General features: G+C 69.0%; 5 protein-coding genes and 1 pseudogene. 5 read left to right on the top strand and 1 reads right to left on the bottom strand.

Going from position 1 to position 19,644, the window contains the following annotated elements:
* The first annotated feature begins 173 nt into the window (after positions 1-173).
* From S1361_RS05310 to S1361_RS40230, 5 genes and pseudogenes are all read left to right on the top strand, one after another.
* Positions 174-13,397 (top strand): non-ribosomal peptide synthetase, encoded by a 13,224-nt coding sequence (locus S1361_RS05310; RefSeq protein ID WP_208030672.1) that lies wholly within the window; start codon positions 174-176, stop codon positions 13,395-13,397.
* 73 nt (positions 13,398-13,470) lie between these two features.
* Entirely contained in the window at positions 13,471-13,689 is a 219-nt protein-coding gene (locus tag S1361_RS05305; RefSeq protein ID WP_208030671.1) for an MbtH family protein, read from the top strand.
* Positions 13,690-13,778: 89 nt separating this feature from the next.
* A complete protein-coding gene (locus S1361_RS05300; protein ID WP_208030670.1) occupies positions 13,779-16,343 on the top strand; it encodes a non-ribosomal peptide synthetase in 2,565 nt (854 codons plus the stop codon).
* On the top strand, positions 16,340-17,395 hold the full coding sequence (locus S1361_RS05295) for a TauD/TfdA family dioxygenase (protein WP_208030669.1): 1,056 nt from the start codon (positions 16,340-16,342) through the stop codon (positions 17,393-17,395). The genes S1361_RS05300 and S1361_RS05295 overlap by 4 nt, the downstream gene beginning before the upstream one ends.
* A gap of 316 nt (positions 17,396-17,711) precedes the next feature.
* Positions 17,712-17,891: pseudogene (locus tag S1361_RS40230) on the top strand (2,3-diaminopropionate biosynthesis protein SbnA); the annotation flags it as partial.
* 143 nt (positions 17,892-18,034) lie between these two features.
* Here S1361_RS40230 and S1361_RS05290 read toward each other — a convergent pair.
* Positions 18,035-19,567 (bottom strand): amino acid adenylation domain-containing protein, encoded by a 1,533-nt coding sequence (locus S1361_RS05290; protein WP_208036475.1) that lies wholly within the window; start codon positions 19,565-19,567, stop codon positions 18,035-18,037.
* Positions 19,568-19,644 lie beyond the last annotated feature (77 nt).

Genomic DNA, 19,644 nt, shown 5'->3' with positions numbered 1-19,644 from the left:
GTCCCGGCCGACTGGTTGACTCGAATACTCGAGGATCTCCTGTCACTTGCCCGGGAAACCCATGCGCCGCGCCGGAAAATCGCTTGACCAACTGCGCCGGGCGGACCACAGAAACGCGAATCCGGCCGGCTGTCAACCGATATGTGACACCGTCAGAAAAAGGGAGCGACACGTTGGACGCCAACGGATCTCCGCAGTCCGACCGCAACGTCCTTGGCACGGACAACGAGCCGAGCCCCTCACCCGAAGAGGTGCTGTGCGGACTGTTCGCCGAGGTCCTCGGCGTGGACCGGGTGGGCCCGCACGACGACCTCTTCGAGGCCGGCGGTCATTCGCTGACGGCGATCCGGCTCCTTGTCCGGATCCGCGGCGCCCTCGGCGTGGAGCTGCTCATCAAGGACATCTTCGAGTCCGCCACCCCGGCCGCGCTGGCCGAGCGGCTCACCGGCGCCGCCGGCGGCAGCGCCCGCACCGCACTCGCTCCCATGGAGCGGTCGGACGTGGTGCCGCTGTCGTTCGCACAACGCCGCCTGTGGTTCCTGCACAGGCTCGAGAACCGCTCGGCGACCTACAACGTTCCGCTGGCCCTCCGGCTGACGGGCACGGTGGACGCGGAGGCGCTGCACGCCGCCCTGCTCGACGTGATCGGCCGGCACGAGGCGCTGCGCACGCTCTTCCGCGAGGTCGACGGCGAGCCGTACCAGCTCATACAGGACCTGGACGAGATCGAGTTCGCCTGGGACCACCAACCGGTCGCCGAGTCCGACCTGCCGCGAACCTTGCGCGAGGCAGCGCGCTACGGCTTCGACCTCGCCACCGAAATCCCCGTTCGTGCCTGGCTGTTCGAGACCGCGCCCGATCGAAGCACCCTCCTGCTGCTCCTGCACCACATCGCGAGTGACGGCTGGTCGATGGCCCCGCTCGCCCGCGACGTCATGACCGCCTACACCGCTCGGGTCGCGCACGGCTCCCCGCAGTGGTCCGAACTCCCCGTCCAGTACGCCGACTACGCCCTGTGGCAGCGCGAGCAGCTGGGCGACGCACAGGACCCGGACAGCGTGTACGCACAGCAACTCGCGTACTGGCGCGACGAGCTGGCCGATCTGCCCACCGAGGTGTCCTTCCCCTCGGACCGCCCGCGGCCCGCGGTGGCCGACTACGAGGGAGCCCGCCTCGTCTTCCGCCTCGACGGCGACCTGCACCGGCGCGTAGTGGAGCTCGCCCACCGGACGAACACCACCGTCTTCATGGTGTTGCAGGCAGGTATGGCGGCGCTGCTCACCCGGCTCGGCGCCGGCACCGACATCCCGCTGGGCAATGGCGTCGCCGGCCGTACGGACGAAGCCCTCGACGAGCTGATCGGCCTCTTCGTCAACACCTTCGTGCTGCGCACCGACACCTCCGGCGACCCGAGCTTCAAGGAGCTGCTCGGCCGCGTACGGGAGCGGAGCATTGCCGCGCACGAGCATCAGGACGTGCCGTTCGAGCACCTGGTGGAAGTGCTCAACCCCCAGCGCTCCACCAGTCATCACCCGTTGTTCCAGGTCGCCATGGTGCTCCAGAACACACCGTCGGAGCGGTTCCGCCTGCCCCGGCTCCAGGTACAGAGCGAGTTCATCGGCACCGGCACCTCGCGCTTCGACATGCTGATGGAGATGTACGAGAGCCACGACGACACCGGCGCCGCGACGGGCATCGAGACCGTCGCCGAGTACGCGACCGCTCTCTTCGAGCACTCGACGATCGAAGGCCTGCTGGACCGGTGGGCGCGGCTGCTGGATCAGGTGGTCGCGGACCCGTCGCTGCCGATCGGCAGCGTGGAACTGCTCGCCGAGCACGAGCGCCGCGAGCTGCTGTCGGCACGGAACGACACCGCCGTCGAGGTCCCGCCCGCGACGCTCGCCCAGCTCTTCGAGGCACGGGTGCGAGAGTGCGCCGACGCGGAGGCACTGGCGACCGGCGCGGTATCGCTGTCGTACGGGGAGCTGAACGCCCGCGCCAACCGGCTGGCGCGCTGGCTGATCGAGCGGGGTGTGGGCCCGGAGAAGACGGTGGCGGTGGAGCTGCCGCGCTCGGTCGAGATGGTGGTCGCCGTCCTTGCGGTCCTCAAGGCCGGCGGTGCCTACATCCCGATCGACCCGGACTACCCGGCGGCGCGGCGCGCCTTCATGCGCGCCGACGCCGCTCCGCTCCTCGTCCTGGACGAAGCCGCTCTGGCGCGGGATCTGTCGGCCCTCCCGGACACCGACCCCGAGACCACCGTCCGGCCCGAGCACCCGGCGTATGTCATCTACACCTCCGGCTCCACCGGCGCCCCCAAGGGCGTGGTGGTCACCCACAGTGGTGTGGCGAGCCTGGCGCACGCGCAGGCCGAGCGACTCGGCGTGGGCTCCACCGCCCGGGTGCTGCAGTTCGCTTCGCCGAGTTTCGACGCGGCCTTCTGGGAGCTGGTGATGGCTTTCGGCTCCGGCGCCACGCTGGTGGTGCCGGAGGACGGACGTCTGGTGGGCGAGGCCCTCCGCGGTTTGCTCGCGGAACAGCGGATCACCCATGTCACCCTGCCGCCGTCCGTGCTGGGCGCGCTCCCCGCGGGCGCGGAGTCGGAGCTGCCGCTGCTGACATCGGTGGTGCTCGCCGGTGAGGCGTCCCCCGCCGAGCTGGTGGCACGCTGGTCGTCGGGCCGCCGCGTGACCAACGCCTACGGCCCGACCGAATCGACGGTCTGCGTGTCGATGGGCGGTGCGCCGGCCGACGGCGTGGTGCCGATCGGCGAGCCGGTGACCAACACCCGGGTGTATGTGCTGGACGCGGGCCTGCGGCCGGTGCCCGCCGGAGTGGTGGGCGAGTTGTATGTGGCGGGCGCGGGGCTGGCGCGTGGTTATGTCGGTCGTGCGGGGTTGACGGCGGAGCGGTTTGTGGCGTGTCCGTTCGAGCCGGGGGCGCGGATGTACCGGACTGGTGACCTGGTGCGGTGGCGGGTGGATGGCCGGCTGGAGTTCGCGGGTCGCGCTGATGAGCAGGTGAAGTTGCGTGGTTTCCGTATTGAGCCGGGTGAGATCGAGTCGCTGCTGATCGGTTCGGAGGGTGTTCGTCAGGCGGTGGTGGTTGCTCGGGAGGATGTGCCCGGTGATCACCGGTTGGCCGCTTACGTGGTGCCGGACCTGGAAGCCGCCGAGGCTGCGGGCGCCGTCGAAGAGGCCCAGGTGGAGGAGTGGCGTGAGATCTACGACGCGGTCTACTCCGGACCGGGCGCGGGCGGCTTCGGTGAGGACTTCTCTGGCTGGAACAGCTCGTACACGGGCAAGCCTATTCCGCTCGACCAGATGCGGGCGTGGCGTGATGCGGTCGTGCAGCGGGTGCGAGACCTCGGTGGTCGGCGCGTGCTGGAGGTGGGTGTCGGCTCGGGTTTGCTGATGGCGCATCTGGTCCGGGGGGTGGAGGAGTTCTGGGGTACGGATCTCTCCGGTGCGGTGATCGACCGCTTGTCGGCGCAGGTTGAGGCCGAGGGTCTGTCGGATCGGGTGCGGTTGCGCTGTCAGGCTGCTGATGTGGTCGAGGGGCTGCCGACGGCGTACTTCGACACGGTGCTGATCAATTCCGTTGTTCAGTATTTCCCTGATGGGGCTTATTTGGCGCGGGTGATCGATCGGGCGTTGGATCTGTTGGCGCCGGGCGGGCGTGTGGTCGTTGGTGATGTCCGGCATGCGGGTTCGCTGCGTGCGTTGCATGCGGCGGTGAACGGTGGTCGAGGGGCTGGTGCGAGGGCGGTGGTCGACCGCGCCGTCCTCATGGAGAAGGAGTTGGTGGTCGCGCCGGAGTTCTTCGCTGAGCTGGCGAAGGGTGACGAGCGGGTCGGTGGTGTGGATATCCGGCTCAAGCGGGGTGACTACCACAATGAGTTGACCCGGCATCGTTATGAGGTGGTGCTGCACAAGGCTCCGGTGCGGGTTGTGGATGTGGCCGACGCGCGGCGGGTGGTGTGGGGGCGTGAGATCACCGCCCTGGACGAGCTGGACAGCCGGTCGCTCGGTGCGGAGCCGGTACGTCTGACGGGGATACCCAGCGCGCGGCTGGTGGCCGAGGTGGCGGCCGAGTGCCGGCTCGACGGCCACGACGCCGAGGACATCGGTGAGGCGGTGGACCCGGAGGATCTGGTTGTCTGGGGCCGGGAGCGGGGTCTGCGGGTGGTGACCACGTGGTCGTCGCGGTCGGTGGCGCTGTTCGACGCCGTGGTCCTGCCGTCGTCGGAGCCGAGCGACGCCGTCCTGACCGGGGTCTATCGGCCCGCCGCCACGCGCGGCCCGTGGGTGAACAACCCGCTGGCCGCGCGGGGTATCGGTGCGGTGGTGAAGGCGGCGCGTGAGCGGCTGGGCGAGCGGCTGCCGGAGTACATGGTGCCGTCGGCGCTGGTGGTGCTGGACCGGCTGCCGTTGACGCTCAATGGCAAGCTGGACCGCCGGGCGCTGCCGGTTCCTGACTATGCGGCGGCGGCCGGTGGGCGGGCACCACGGACCCCGCAGGAAGAGGTGTTGTGCGGCCTGTTCGCCGAGGTCCTCGGTGTCGGCCGGGTCGGTATCGACGACGGCTTCTTCGACCTCGGCGGGCACTCGCTCCTCGCCACCCGCCTGGTCAGCCGCATCCGCACCGCACTCGGCGCCGAACTGCCGATCAAGGACGTCTTCGAGGCGCCAACGGTGGCCCGCCTGGCGTCGCGGCTGGAGGGCGGGGGCCGGACCCGTACGGCACTGGCGCCGATGGAGCGCCCGGACGTGGTGCCGCTGTCGTCCGCGCAGCGCCGCCTGTGGTTCCTGCACAAGCTCGAGGGCCCGTCGGCGACATACAACATGCCCCTGGCGTTCCGCCTGACGGGCACGGTGGACGTGGAGGCGCTGCACGCCGCACTGCGCGATGTGATCGGCCGGCACGAGTCGCTGCGCACCGTCTTCCCCGAGATCAACGGCGAACCGCACCAGTTGGTGCTCGACGCCGCAGACGCCGCATTCGGCTGGGAGCGGCAGTCGGTCACCGAAGCGCAGCTGCCCGGCGTCCTGGAGGAGGTGTCCCGTTACGGCCTCGACCTTGCCTCCGAAATACCCATCCGGGCCTGGCTCTTCGAAACCGGCGCCGGCGACAGCGTCCTGCTGTTGCTGCTGCACCACATCGCCGCTGACGGTTGGTCCATGGGACCGCTGGCCGGCGACCTCGTCGCCGCCTACACAGCACGCTCGCAGGGCACCGCCCCGCAATGGTCCGAACTACCGGTGCAGTACGTCGACTACACCCTCTGGCAGCGCGAGCTGCTCGGCGACGAGAACGACCCGGACAGCCTGTTCGCGCGCCAGGTCGACTACTGGCGCGGACAGCTGCGCGACCTTCCCGAGCAGGTGGGCTTCCCCACCGACCGGCCGCGGCCCGCGGTCGCCTCGTACGAGGGCGAGATCGTCACGTTCGAGGTGGATGACGAGCTGCACCGGCGCATGGCTGAACTGGCGCGCGCCTCCGGCTCGACCGTGTTCATGGTGCTGCAGGCAGGTATGGCGGCGCTGCTCACCCGCCTCGGCGCGGGCACCGACATCGCGCTGGGCAGCGGTCTGGCGGGTCGTACCGACGAGGCGCTGGACGATCTCGTCGGACTGTTCGTCAACACCTTCGTGCTGCGCACGGACACCTCGGGTGACCCGAGCTTCGAGGAGTTGCTGGGCCGGGTCCGGGAGACCAGCCTGGCCGCGTACGCCCATCAGGACGTGCCGTTCGAGCACCTGGTGGAACTGCTCAATCCCCAGCGCTCGACCTCCCACCACCCCCTCTTCCAGGTCGCCCTTGTCCTCCAGAACACCCGCCAGGGCGACTTCACCCTCCCGGACCTGCGCGTCAGCACTACCGAAGTGGACCCCGGCACATCGCGGTTCGACATGCTGCTCTCGCTCACCGAGCGCCATGACGCCGCCGGGAATCCCGCGGGCATCGAGAGCGTGGTGGAGTACTCCACGGACCTGTTCGACCGTTCCACCATCGAAGGGCTCTTCGACCGGTGGATGCGCTTCCTCGGGCAGGCGCTGAGCGAACCGACACAGCCGATCAGCCGGGCCGGTCTGCTGACCGATGCCGAGCGGCGGCAACTCCTCACCGACTGGAACGACACCGCGGCCGAGGTCCGCGACCGGACACTGGTAGGCATGCTGGAAGCGCAGGTGCAGCGCGCCCCGGACGCCACCGCCGTGCTCTTCGGCGGGATGACCCTCACGTACGCCGAGCTCAACGCGCGGGCCAACCAACTCGCCCGCCACCTCGTCGAGCTGGGTGTCGGTCCGGAGAAGCTGGTGGCGGTGGCCCTGCCGCGCTCCGCGGACACGGTCGTGGCGCTGCTCGCGGTGATGAAGGCCGGCGGAGCCTATCTCCCGCTGGACCCCGACGACCCGGCCGAGCGCCTGCGGTACACGCTGAACGATGCACGACCTGTACTGGCGGTCGTCTCCGGCGGTAGCGATCTGCTCTCCCTGGGGACCGGGGTCCCGTTCGTCGTCATCGACGACGAAGAGACCGCCGCCGCTGTCGCCCGGCGGTCCCCGGCCGATCTGACGGACGCCGACCGCACGGCCCCGCTGAACCCGGCCAACCCGCTGTACGTCATCTACACCTCGGGCTCCACCGGCCACCCGAAGGGCGTGCTGGTCGAGCACCGAGGACTGGCCAACAACCTCCAGTGGATGCAGGACGCCCACCCGGTCGGATCCGCCGATGTGCTGCTGTTCCGCACCTCGGTGCGGTTCGACTCCGTCGGACTGGAGATCTGGTTCCCGCTGATCTCCGGCGCCGCGATCTGCGTGGCCCCCGGCGAGGTGATCCGCGACCCTCAGCGACTGGTCGCCCACATCGCGGAGAACGGCGTCACCGTCGCCCAGTTCCCCCCGTCGCTGCTCGCCAACCTGCCTCACCCGCCCGCCACACACAAGGTCAGTCGCATCTGGTCGAGCGGCGAGGAGCTGCACACCGATCTCGCGGCGCGGATGAGTGAGGCCTGGGGCAGCGAAGTCTCGAACCTGTACGGTCCGACCGAAATGACCATCCAGGTCGCCTCCTCCACCTGGACGGGCACGGATGACGACGGCCGCGTGGTCCCGATCGGACGGCCCACCTGGAACACCCGGATGTTCGTCCTCGACGCCGGTCTCCAGCCGGTGCCTGTGGGCGTCGTGGGCGAGCTGTACGTCACCGGCGTTCAGGTAGCGCGTGGTTATGTCGGTCGTGCGGGGTTGACGGCGGAGCGGTTTGTGGCGTGTCCGTTCGAGCCGGGGGCGCGGATGTACCGGACTGGTGACCTGGTGCGGTGGCGGGTGGATGGCCGGCTGGAGTTCGCGGGTCGCGCTGATGAGCAGGTGAAGTTGCGTGGTTTCCGTATTGAGCCGGGTGAGATCGAGTCGCTGCTGATCGGTTCGGAGGGTGTTCGTCAGGCGGTGGTGGTTGCTCGGGAGGATGTGCCCGGTGATCACCGGTTGGCCGCTTACGTGGTGCCGGACCTGGAAGCCGCCGAGGCTGCGGGCGCCGTCGAAGAGGCCCAGGTGGAGGAGTGGCGTGAGATCTACGACGCGGTCTACTCCGGACCGGGCGCGGGCGGCTTCGGTGAGGACTTCTCGGGTTGGGACAGCTCGTACACGGGTGAGCCGGTGCCGCTGGTTGAGATGCGGGCGTGGCGTGATGCGGTCGTGGAGCGGGTGCGTGAGCTGGGTGGTGGTCGGGTCCTTGAGATCGGTGTGGGTTCCGGTCTGTTGATGGCTCATCTGGCGGAGGATGTGGCGGAGTACTGGGGCACTGACTTCTCGGCTGCGGTGATTGACCGCTTGTCGGCGCAGGTTGAGGTCCAGGGTCTGTCGGACCGGGTGCGGTTGCGCTGTCAGGCTGCTGATGTGACCGAGGGGCTGCCGACGGCGTACTTCGACACGGTGCTGATCAATTCCGTTGTTCAGTATTTCCCTGATGGGGCCTATTTGGCGCGGGTGATCGATCGGGCGTTGGATCTGTTGGCGCCGGGCGGGCGTGTGGTCGTTGGTGATGTCCGGCATGCGGGTTCGCTGCGTGCGTTGCATGCGGCGGTGAACGGTGGTCGAGGGGCTGGCGCGAGGGCGGTGGTCGACCGCGCCGTCCTCATGGAGAAGGAGTTGGTGGTCGCGCCGGAGTTCTTCGCTGAGCTGGCGAAGGGTGACGAGCGGGTCGGTGGTGTGGATATCCGGCTCAAGCGGGGTGACTACCACAATGAGTTGACCCGGCATCGTTATGAGGTGGTGCTGCACAAGGCTCCGGCGCGGGTTGTGGATGTGGCCGGGGCCCGGCGGGTGGTGTGGTCCGGGGATGTGGATCTGGCCGGGTTGCTGGGGCATGTTGCCGGGGCGGTGCGTCTGGAGGGTGTTCCCAACGCGCGGCTGGCCGGTGAGGTGGCTGCCGAGCGGGTGCTCGATGGTCAAGATGCCGAGGACTTGGGGAAGGCGGTGGACCCGGAGGATCTGGTTGTCTGGGGCCGGGAGCGGGGTCTGCGGGTGGTGACCACGTGGTCGTCGCGGTCGGTGGCGCTGTTCGACGCCGTGGTCCTGCCGTCGTCGGAGCCGAGCGACGCCGTCCTGACCGGGGTCTATCGGCCCGCCGCCACGCGCGGCCCGTGGGTGAACAACCCGCTGGCCGCGCGGGGTATCGGTGCGGTGGTGAAGGCGGCGCGTGAGCGGCTGGGCGAGCGGCTGCCGGAGTACATGGTGCCGTCGGCGCTGGTGGTGCTGGACCGGCTGCCGTTGACGCTCAATGGCAAGCTGGACCGCCGGGCGCTGCCGGTTCCTGACTATGCGGCGGCGGCCGGTGGGCGGGCACCACGGACCCCGCAGGAAGAGGTGTTGTGCGGCCTGTTCGCCGAAGTCCTCGGTGTCGGCCGGGTCGGTATCGACGACAGCTTCTTCGACCTCGGCGGGCACTCACTCCTCACCACCCGCCTGGTCAGCCGCATCCGCACCGCACTCGGCGCCGAGGTCCCGATCGCCACCGTCTTCGAGGCCCCCACGGTGGCCGGGCTGGCGGTGCACCTCACCGACAACGGCAGGACCCGTACGGCACTGGTGCCGATGGAGCGCCCGGACGTGGTGCCGCTTTCTTTCGCACAGCGTCGCCTGTGGTTCCAGTACAAGGTCGAGGGCCGGACCGCGACGTACAACATGCCGCTGGGGCTCCGCCTGACGGGCGGCGTGGACGTGGAGGCGCTGCACGCCGCACTGCGCGATGTGATCGGCCGGCACGAGTCGCTGCGGACCGTCTTCCCCGAAATTGACGGCGAACCACACCAGTTGGTTCTCGATGCGCAGGCCGTGACGCTGAGCTGGGAGCGCCGGTCGGTGGAGGAGGAGGAGCTGCCGGAGGTCCTGGAGGAGGCGGCGCGTTACGGCTTCGACCTCTCCTGCGAGATACCGGTCCGTGCCTGGCTGTTCGAGACCGGTCCCGAGGACAGTGTCCTGCTGCTGCTGGTGCATCACATCGCGGGCGACGGCTGGTCCATGGGCCCCATGGCACGTGACCTGGTGTCCGCCTACACGGCCCGTACCGAAGGCGCCGCGCCACAGTGGTCCGAACTGCGGGTGCAGTACGTGGACTACACCCTCTGGCAGCGCGAGCTGCTCGGCGACGAGAACGACCCGCAGAGCATCTACTCCCAGCAGGTCGGCTACTGGCGCCACCAGCTGGCAGGGCTGCCGGAGCAGGTGACCTTCCCCGCCGACCGCCCCCGGCCGGCCGTGGCCTCGTACGAGGGCACACACCTCGGCTTCGAGATGGACAGGGAGCTGCACCAGCGACTGGTACGGCTGGCACGGCGTTCGAACACCACGGTGTTCATGGTGTTGCAGGCAGGTATGGCGGCGCTGCTCACCCGCCTCGGCGCGGGCACCGACATCGCGCTGGGCAGCGGTATCGCCGGCCGTACGGACGAGGCGCTGGAGGATCTGGTCGGGCTGTTCGTCAACATGTTCGTGCTGCGCACGGACACCTCGGGTGACCCGAGCTTCGAGGAGTTGCTGGGCCGGGTCCGGGAGACCAGCCTGGCCGCGTACGCCCATCAGGACGTGCCGTTCGAGCACCTGGTGGAACTGCTCAATCCCCAGCGCTCGACCTCCCACCACCCCCTCTTCCAGGTCGCCCTTGTCCTCCAGAACACCGGCCAGGGCGACTTCACCCTCCCGGACCTGCGCGTCAGCTCCGAAGAGGTCGGCATCGGCCGTTCCCGCTTCGACATGCTGCTCAGCCTGTCCGAAAGCGTCGGCGAGCAGGGGGTGACCGGGACCATCGAGTACTCCACCGATCTCTTCGACCGTTCTTCGGTGGAGGGGTTGTTGGCGCGGTGGGTGCGGTTGCTGGAGCAGGTGGTGGCGGATCCGTCGTTGCCGATCGGGCGGGTGGAGGTGTTGGCGGAGGCTGAGCGTGAGGAGCTGTTGACGGCGTGGAACGACACGTCTGTTGAGGTTCCTTTGGTGACGTTGGCGAGTTTGGTCGAGGCTCAGGCGTTGCGGGCTCCGGGTGCTACGGCGTTGGTGCGGGCTGGTGAGGTGTTGTCGTACGCGGAGTTGAATGCGCGGGCGAACCGGTTGGCGCACTGGTTGATCGGTGAGGGTGTCGGTCCGGAGACGCGGGTGGGGGTGATGTTGCCGCGGTCGGTGGATCTGGTGGTTGCGGTGGTTGCCGTGCTCAAGGCCGGTGGTGCTTATGTTCCGGTGGATGTGGATTATCCGGCGGAGCGGCGGGCTTTTATTTTGGCGGATGCGGCTCCGGTGTTGTGTCTGGATGAGGAGGCGTTGGCGCGGGATGTCTCGGGGTTCCCGGATGTTGATCCGGGGGTTGTCGTTGAGTTGGATCATCCTGCGCATGTGATCTATACGTCGGGTTCGACGGGTCGTCCCAAGGGTGTGGTGGTTTCGCATCGGGGTGTGGCGAGCTTGGCGCATACGGAGATGGAGTTGTTGGGGCTGAGTGTGTCGAGTCGGGTGTTGCAGTTTGCTTCGCCCAGTTTCGACACTGCTTTTTGGGACATGTTGGTGGCGTTTGCGGCGGGTGCTGCTTTGGTGGTGCCTGAGCGTGGGCGTTTGGTGGGTGAGGAGTTGCGGCGTGTGCTGGCCGAGGGTCGGGTGACGCATGCGTTCATTCCGCCGTCGGTGGTGGCGACGTTGGCGCCGGGGGTGGCGGGTGAGCTGACGGATTTCGTGTGTCTGGTGGCGGGTGCGGAGGCGGTGCCGCCGGAGTTGGTGGCGCGTTGGTCGCCGGGGCGTCGGGTGATGAACATGTATGGCCCGACGGAGTCGACTGTTGCCGTGACGATGGCGGGTCCTCTGGGTGGGGGTGTTGTGCCGATTGGTCGTCCGGTGGCCAATACTCGGGCGTTTGTGCTGGACGAGGGGTTGCGTCCGGTTCCGGTGGGTGTTGCGGGTGAGTTGTATGCGTCGGGTGCGGGTTTGGCGCGTGGTTATGTCAATCGTCCTGGTCTGACGGCTGAGCGGTTTGTGGCGTCTCCGTTCGAGCCGGGTGCGCGGATGTATCGCACGGGTGACTTGGCGCGGTGGCGTGCGGATGGCCAGTTGGAGTACCTGGGGCGTGTCGACCACCAGGTCAAGGTCCGCGGCTTCCGTATCGAGCCCGGCGAGATCGAATCCCTGCTTCTCGACCACGAAGGCGTGCGCCAGGCGGCGGTCGTGGCCCGCGAAGACACCCCCGGCGACCAGCGGCTGGCCGCTTACGTGGTGCCGGACCTGGAAGCCGCCGCCGCGGCGGGCGCCGTCGAAGAGGCCCAGGTGGAGGAGTGGCGTGAGATCTACGACGCGGTCTACTCCGGACCGGGCGCGGGCGGCTTCGGTGAGGACTTCTCGGGTTGGGACAGCTCGTACACGGGTGAGCCGGTGCCGCTGGTTGAGATGCGGGCGTGGCGTGATGCGGTCGTGGAGCGGGTGCGTGAGCTGGGTGGTGGTCGGGTCCTTGAGATCGGTGTGGGTTCCGGTCTGTTGATGGCTCATCTGGCGGAGGATGTGGCGGAGTACTGGGGCACTGACTTCTCGGCTGCGGTGATTGACCGCTTGTCGGCGCAGGTTGAGGCCCAGGGTCTGTCGGACCGGGTGCGGTTGCGCTGTCAGGCTGCTGATGTGACCGAGGGGCTGCCGACGGCGTACTTCGACACGGTGCTGATCAATTCCGTTGTTCAGTATTTCCCTGATGGGGCCTATTTGGCGCGGGTGATCGATCGGGCGTTGGATCTGTTGGCGCCGGGCGGGCGTGTGGTCGTTGGTGATGTCCGGCATGCGGGTTCGCTGCGTGCGTTGCATGCGGCGGTGAACGGTGGTCGAGGGGCTGGCGCGAGGGCGGTGGTCGACCGCGCCGTCCTCATGGAGAAGGAGTTGGTGGTCGCGCCGGAGTTCTTCGCTGAGCTGGCGAAGGGTGACGAGCGGGTCGGTGGTGTGGACATCCGGCTCAAGCGGGGTGACTACCACAATGAGTTGACCCGGCATCGTTATGAGGTGGTGCTGCACAAGGCTCCGGCGCGGGTTGTGGATGTGGCCGACGCGCGGCAGGTGGTGTGGGGGCGCGAGATCACCGCCCTGGACGAGCTGGACAGCCGGTCGCTCGGTGCGGAGCCGGTACGTCTGACGGGGATACCCAGCGCGCGGCTGGTGGCCGAGGTGGCGGCCGAGTGCCGGCTCGACGGCCACGACGCCGAGGACATCGGTGAGGCGGTGGACCCGGAGGATCTGGTTGTCTGGGGCCGGGAGCGGGGTCTGCGGGTGGTGACCACGTGGTCGTCGCGGTCGGTGGCGCTGTTCGACGCCGTCGTCCTGCCGTCGTCGGAGCCGAGCGACGCTGTCCTGACCGGGGTCTATCGGCCCGCCGCCACGCGCGGCCCGTGGGTGAACAACCCGCTGGCCGCGCGGGGTATCGGTGCGGTGGTGAAGGCGGCGCGTGAGCGGCTGGGCGAGCGGCTGCCGGAGTACATGGTGCCGTCGGCGGTCATTGCGCTGCCCAGGCTCCCGCTGAACCCGAACGGCAAGCTGGACCGCCGGGCGCTGCCGGAGCCGGACTATGCGGCGGCGGCCGGCGGCCGCGGACCGCGCAATCAGCGGGAAAAGGTGCTGTGCGCCCTGTTCGCCGAGGTCCTCGGCGTGGACCGGGTCGGTATCGACGACGGCTTCTTCGACCTCGGCGGGCACTCCCTGCTCGCCACCCGCCTGGTCAGCCGCATCCGAAGTGAGCTGACGGCGGAGGTCTCGATCGGCACCCTCTTCGAGGTCCCGACCGTGGCCGGGCTGGCCGAACGCATGGCCGCGGCACCGCAGACGGCAGCCGCGAAACGACCGGCGCTGCGCCGGATGACGCGGCAGACCGGCAAGTCCTGAGGAATTCCCGGGAAAAGCAAGGGCTTCTCCCGGGAGGTTGGCAAGTCCACCGAGAAATGAACGAGGAACAGTCATGACGAACCCCTTTGAGGCCCCCGACGGTACCTACCTCGTACTCGTCAACGACGAGGGCCAGCACTCGCTGTGGCCCGAGTCCATCGAGGTGCCGGACGGCTGGACCGTCGCCAAAACCGCGGACACCCGGGACGCCTGTCTCGCCTACGTAGAGGAGAACTGGACGGATATGCGTCCGGCCAGCCTGGTCAAGGCCATGGTCGCTGCGGACGACTGAGCCGACACAGCCGGACGCCGCATTCCCGGTGGCGCTCCCCGTGCGGAGCGCCACCGGTAACTCACCACCTTCACGAGGCAGCAAGGACCATGGGCACATCGACAGACGCCGGCACGCACAGCGAAGCCGGGATTGTTTCCGCCATTCCGCGATGGCGCACCGCACCACGGCAGGCCGATATGCCGACGATTACATACGACTGCCAGGTTCCCGCTGACACCGTCCGAAGGCTCACCGGGCTCACCGAGCGCCTCCAGGTGCCTCTTGAGTCCCTCCTGTTAGCGGCGCATGCGGCGGTGCTGGCGGCGCTCACCGGCGAGCCCGACGTGCTGACGGGATACGCCGCGCCCGGCGGTGGCGGCGTGCCCCTGCCGTGCGCGCTGTCGGTGGCGGACGGCGCCTGGCGGGACCTTGTGCTGACGGCCCGCCGGGCCACGCCGGGAGCCCCGCCCCCGGTGAGCGCGGCACGGACGGACACCCCGGAATACGAGGTGGTCCTTGATCTCTCCGCACTCGCCGGAGCCGTTGTTCTCGCCGAGGAGCCGGCCGGATGGAGGGATGACGCCTCTGGTACCGAGCTCCAGGTGCCCCTCGTCCTGCGCCTCGCCTTCGCCCCGGCGCCGGACGGCCTGCGGCTGCGGGTGCTCGGCCACGGAGACGTCCTGGACCGGCCGTATGCGCAGCGGATCGCCGGATATCTGCTGACGGCCCTGGAGCTGATGGCCGAGGACGACACCGCCGGGCACCGCCGCCGCAGCTTCCTGTCCGCGCAGGAACTCGCCTATCAGATCGATGGTCTGGCCGGACCGCGGCGCGACCTCCCGGACCGCCGGATACACGAGCTGTTCGAGGAGAAGGTACGCGAGCACCCCGACCGGATCGCCGCCGTGTACGACGGAACGGAATGGACGTACGACGCGCTCAACCGCCGAGCCAACCGGCTCGCCCACGCGCTGCTGGCCCTGGGGCTGCGACCCGAAGACGTGGTGGCCGTGGTCACCGAGCGGAACCTCGACTGGATGGCCGCGGTGCTTGCGGTCTTCAAGGCCGGCGGGGTCTATCTGCCGGTGGAGCCGCACTTCCCCGCCTCCCGCATCGCCGCCATGCTCACCCGCAGCGCATGCCGTTTCGTGCTCACCGACCTCGGCAGCACCGGCACTCTCGACCAGGCACTGACGGGGCCCGGCGCCCCGCCCCGGCTCGTGATCTCCGACGTCCTGACGGGGGGCCGGGACGGCGAGGACCCCGAGGAGCGGCGCGACACCGATCCGGGCGTTGCCGTCGCGGCCGAGCAACTTGCCTATGTCTACTTCACCTCCGGCTCGACGGGCGAACCGAAGGGCGCGATGTGCGAGCACGCCGGCCTGCTCAACCATCTCTTCGCCAAGATCGAGGACCTGGAGATAGGCCCCACCCAGGTGGTCGCCCAGACGGCGCCGCAGTGTTTCGACATCTCGCTGTGGCAGCTGGTGGCCGGGCTGCTGGTGGGCGCCCGGACCCTGATCGTCGGGCAGAAGGAGATCCTGGACATCCGGCGGTTCGTCGACGCCATCGTCGAGGGCGAGGTCGAGGTGCTTCAGGTCGTCCCGTCCTATCTCGAGGTGATGCTCACCTATCTGGAGGAGCAGCCACGCGCCCTCGACCGGCTGCGCAGCGTCTCCGCGACCGGTGAGGCGCTGAAGAAGGAACTGGTCGAGCGCTGGTTCGCCGCGTTCCCGGACATCGCGTTGGTGAACGCCTATGGCCTGACCGAGACCTCTGACGACACCAACCACGAGGTGATGCACCAGGTGCCGCGCCATGAACGGGTGCCACTGGGACCAGCGGTCCGCAACGTGCGCGTGTATGTCGTGGACGAACGAGGCGAACCCGTCCCGCTGGGCGCGCCGGGGGAGATCGTGTTCTCCGGGGTCTGTGTGGGCCGCGGCTACATCAATGACCCGGAGCGCACCGCGGCCGCCTTCGGAACCGATCCGCACCGACCGGGGGAGCGGCTCTACCGCTCCGGCGACATCGGCCGGTGGCTTCCGGAGGGCTCGTTGGAGTTCCTCGGCAGACGCGACGCACAGACCAAGATCAGGGGATTCCGTATCGAGATCGGGGAGATCGAGAACCACCTGCTGCGCGTGCCAGGCGTCCGGGACTGTGCCGTCGTCGTGGCGGAGACCCCCGGCCAGGAGAAGCATCTGGTCGCGTTCTACGCGGCGGACGCCCCCCTGGACTCGGTCGGCGTGCGGCGGGCTCTGGGCGAAGCGCTTCCCCCGTACATGGTCCCGCAGCTCCTCCACCACCGGGACGCGCTGCCGCTGACCGGCAACGGCAAGATCGACAAGAAGCGGCTGGCACAGGACGCGGCCGAGGTGGCGTCCACCACCGACGCGGCTTTGGATGGCGGAGCCGACGACACCTCGTGGACGGCGACGGAGCGGCGGCTGGCCGAGCGGTGGGCCCAGGTGCTGAACCTCCCGGTCGGGGAGATCACCCGCCACCATCATTTCTTCGAGTCCGGCGGCACCTCACTGTCGGCGGTGCGCCTCGGAGTGGCGCTCGGCGACTCGGTGACCCTCCAGCAGATCGTCGAGCACCCGGTCCTGGCCGAACTTGCCCAGGCAATCGACGCGTACGCGCAGCAACGGAAGGAACCCACGGCATGACGCATCCGTCCGAGCCGGCGGCTCTCGAGGAGACCGCGGCACCCTTGGGCCGAGCCGCGGAGCTCGACCTCGAACTGGCCCCGGGCAAACCCCCGATCCTGCGGGTCGTGGAGTCCGTCGCACCCGGCCATCTCCCGGAGTGGATCGGCGAGCGCGCGGACGCCCTGGAAGCCGCCCTGCTGCAGCATGGCGCCGTGCTGATCCGCGGCCTGGGAGTGCGGGACGCCGTCGCCCTCGGCGGGGTCGGCGAGCGGCTCTCCGGTACAGTCGTGCCCGAGCGGGAGGCGTTCGCCCGGCGCCGTCCGCTCGGCGGACCGGTGGTCTCGTCCCTGGAGTGGCCGCCCGACCAGCCAATGTGTATGCACCACGAGCTCAGCTACGGGCTGGAGTTCCCCCAGCTGCTCACCATCGGCTGCTTCACTGCGCCGGCCCGTGGCGGCATCACCGGACTCGCCGACGCGCAGGCCGTCCTCGCCCATTTGCCGGAGCCGCTCGTCACCCGATTCACCGAGCAGGGCTGGTCGCTGGTCCGCGCGTACAACGATCTGGTGGGGGTGAGCTGGCAGGAGGCGCTCGGCGTCGCCGACCGCGCCGCGGCGGAGGCCTACTGCCGGGCCAACGGCACCGACTTCGCCTGGCAGCCCGACGGCGGACTGCACACCACCCAGCGCCGTTCGGCCGTGATCCGGCATCCCCGGACCGGCGACCGAGTGTGGTTCAACCAGATCGCGTTCCTCAACGAATGGACGATGGAACCGGCGGTCAGGGAGTACCTCGTGATGCAGTTCGGCGAGCGCGGGCTGCCGTTCAACACCCGCTACGGCGACGGCTCGCCCATCGACGCGGAGACCGTACGGATCATCAACGACGTCTACGAAGCGTCGACCCTGCGGGAGCCCTGGCAGGTTGGGGACGTCCTGCTGGTCGACAACGTTCGCATGGCGCACAGCCGCGAACCGTACGGCGGACAGCGCGAGGTGGGCATGGTCCTGGGCGCCCCTGTACGGCTCGCCGACTGTTCACCCACTCATCGGCCCGCCGTGGCGTCCTGAACCGCCTGTCGGGCTGTCGATTCCCCATCCGGCTGAATGGAGCCGTCCCACGTCATGAACGCACACACACCCCTTCGCCGTCGTGCCGGGCGCACAGGTCCACGAGGTGCTGACCGGGCAGGAGCGGCGCATCGGGTTCTTCGGGGCCGGGCTCATCGCCACAACCACACCGGCAGCCGGGGCACCGTCGCTCTGTGCGGCCGGGTGTCCCTGCCCGACGTCAGTCGCTACGGACAACGACGCTCGCGGCGGCCGTCATGGCTGGGGGGGCCGCCGTGCCGGTGATCACCACGCCCGCCCCCCTGCTCGGCAGCCCGTGTACCTGAAGTGCGAGGGGTTCAACTTCGCTGGGTCCATCAGGCTCGAGGCGGCCGCGAGCGCGGTGACACAGACCGAGAAGGCGGGATTGCTCACCGAGGACTCCCTCTTTGCGGAGTCCTCCTCGGACAACCTCGGAGTGGCGCTGAGCATCATCGCGGCCAACAAGGGCTACCGCTAGGTGTGTGTCACGGACAGCCGATGCGACGCTGGTCGCGAAGGACCGGGTGTTCGGGGCCGCGGCGCGCTGCCTCACGTCGGCCGATCCCGGGGTGCGGTGACCATGCTGTGTCGAGGTTCCCGCACCCCGCCCCGGGCCGGCTACGGCGCGTCCGCCCCGTCCGCCGACCGTTCCTCGTCGGCCGCCCGAGCGGCGAGCGCTCGCCGGTCGACCTTCCCGTTGGCGTTGCGCGGCAAGGACGGCAGCCGGTGCACCGTGTCGATGATCGAATGCCGGGGGAGATGCTGGGCGCAGTGCCGTTTGAGAGCGATGAGTGACGGATCATGACCTTGCGCGAGCACGATGTACGCCACAATATGGGCGTCGATTCCACTGCCCACCACCACGGCGGCGGAATCGGCGATTCCCTCATGGCTCTGCAGAACCGCCTCGATCTCGCTGAGTTCGATGCGGTTCCCACGGACCTTCACCATGGCGTCCCGCCGGCCGACGAACTGGAGGTTGCCATCTTCCAGTACGAGGGCGATATCGCCGGTCGCATAGGTGCGGTCGGTCACCTGCGGGCGCCCCCAGTAGCCGAGCATGACGCTCGGTCCGCTGACGACGATTTCGCCCTCCTCGCCCGCTCGGGCCGGCTGCCCGTCAGAGCGGAGTGCGGTGACGGTGTTACCGCACCAGGCGGTGCCGATGGGCACGGGGAGAATACGGTCGGCTGGAATCTCGTCGACCGTGTAACCGGTGCTGATAATTGTCTCGGCCGGTCCATAGAGATTCATGAACTGAATATGCGGAAGGTGTTCACGGAGTTGTCGGAGCGGGGTGATCGGGAACTCCTCGCCGGCGAACAGCAGAAAGCGCAATGCAGGTATCTCGGTGCTCAGCAGTCCGCCGTGTCGCATCATCAGAATCAGCGCGGCCGGCACCGAGTACCAGACGGTGATCGCCTGCTCCAGGAGAAACTTGACCAGCCCTTTGGGGGAATACGAGGTCTCCTGCGGAACGAGGTGCACCGAGGCGCCTACCGTGAACGGCACGTAGATATCGTTCACCGACAGGTCGAAGTGAAAAGGTGCGTGATTGGCGTAGCGGTCGTCGGCCTGCGCCTTCTGTGCCTTGGCGGCCCATGAGACAAAGGCCCACGCGCTGCTGTGGCTGTGGCACACGCCCTTGGGCTCGCCGGTCGAACCGGAGGTGTAGAGGATGAAGGCAAGGTCGTCGTCGGTGACCTCGGGTTCCGGCACCCGCCGGCCGGGTGGGGCGGTCCGGAGGGTGGCAAGCTCCTGCCAGGGGGTGCCGTCGGGCCAGGCGCACAGTGTGACGGTTTCCGTACCGAACTCGGCGAGCAATTCCCTGCGCTCGGGCCGGGTCACCATCGCCGCGGGAGCGAAGTCCGAGACCAGTTTCGCTATCCGTCGGGGTGGCGCCTGCGGGTCGAGCGGAACGTAGGCGGCTCCCAGGCGCAGCGTGGCCTGCATGACCGCGATGGCCGCCACGGATTTATCGAGCCAGATACCGACTCGGTCGCCGGCGCGTACGCCGCGGTCCGCGAGTTCACGCGCAAGCTCGTCGGCCCAGGCGTCTAATTGTCCATACGTCGCCTCACCCTCCGGCCCGACCACGGCCACGGCATCGGGTGTTTGTCGGGCTGCGTCCCGAACAAGTTGGTGCAGCATCACGGTCTGGTCTCCATGTCTCTCGGCCTGCGTCCGTCCTGCGTTGTCCGTAAAGCGTTGATCCTTGACAGATGTTC

Source organism: Streptomyces cyanogenus (assembly GCF_017526105.1).
Classification (GTDB): Bacteria; Actinomycetota; Actinomycetes; order Streptomycetales; family Streptomycetaceae; genus Streptomyces; species Streptomyces cyanogenus.
This window is presented reverse-complemented; position numbering and strand designations above follow the sequence as displayed.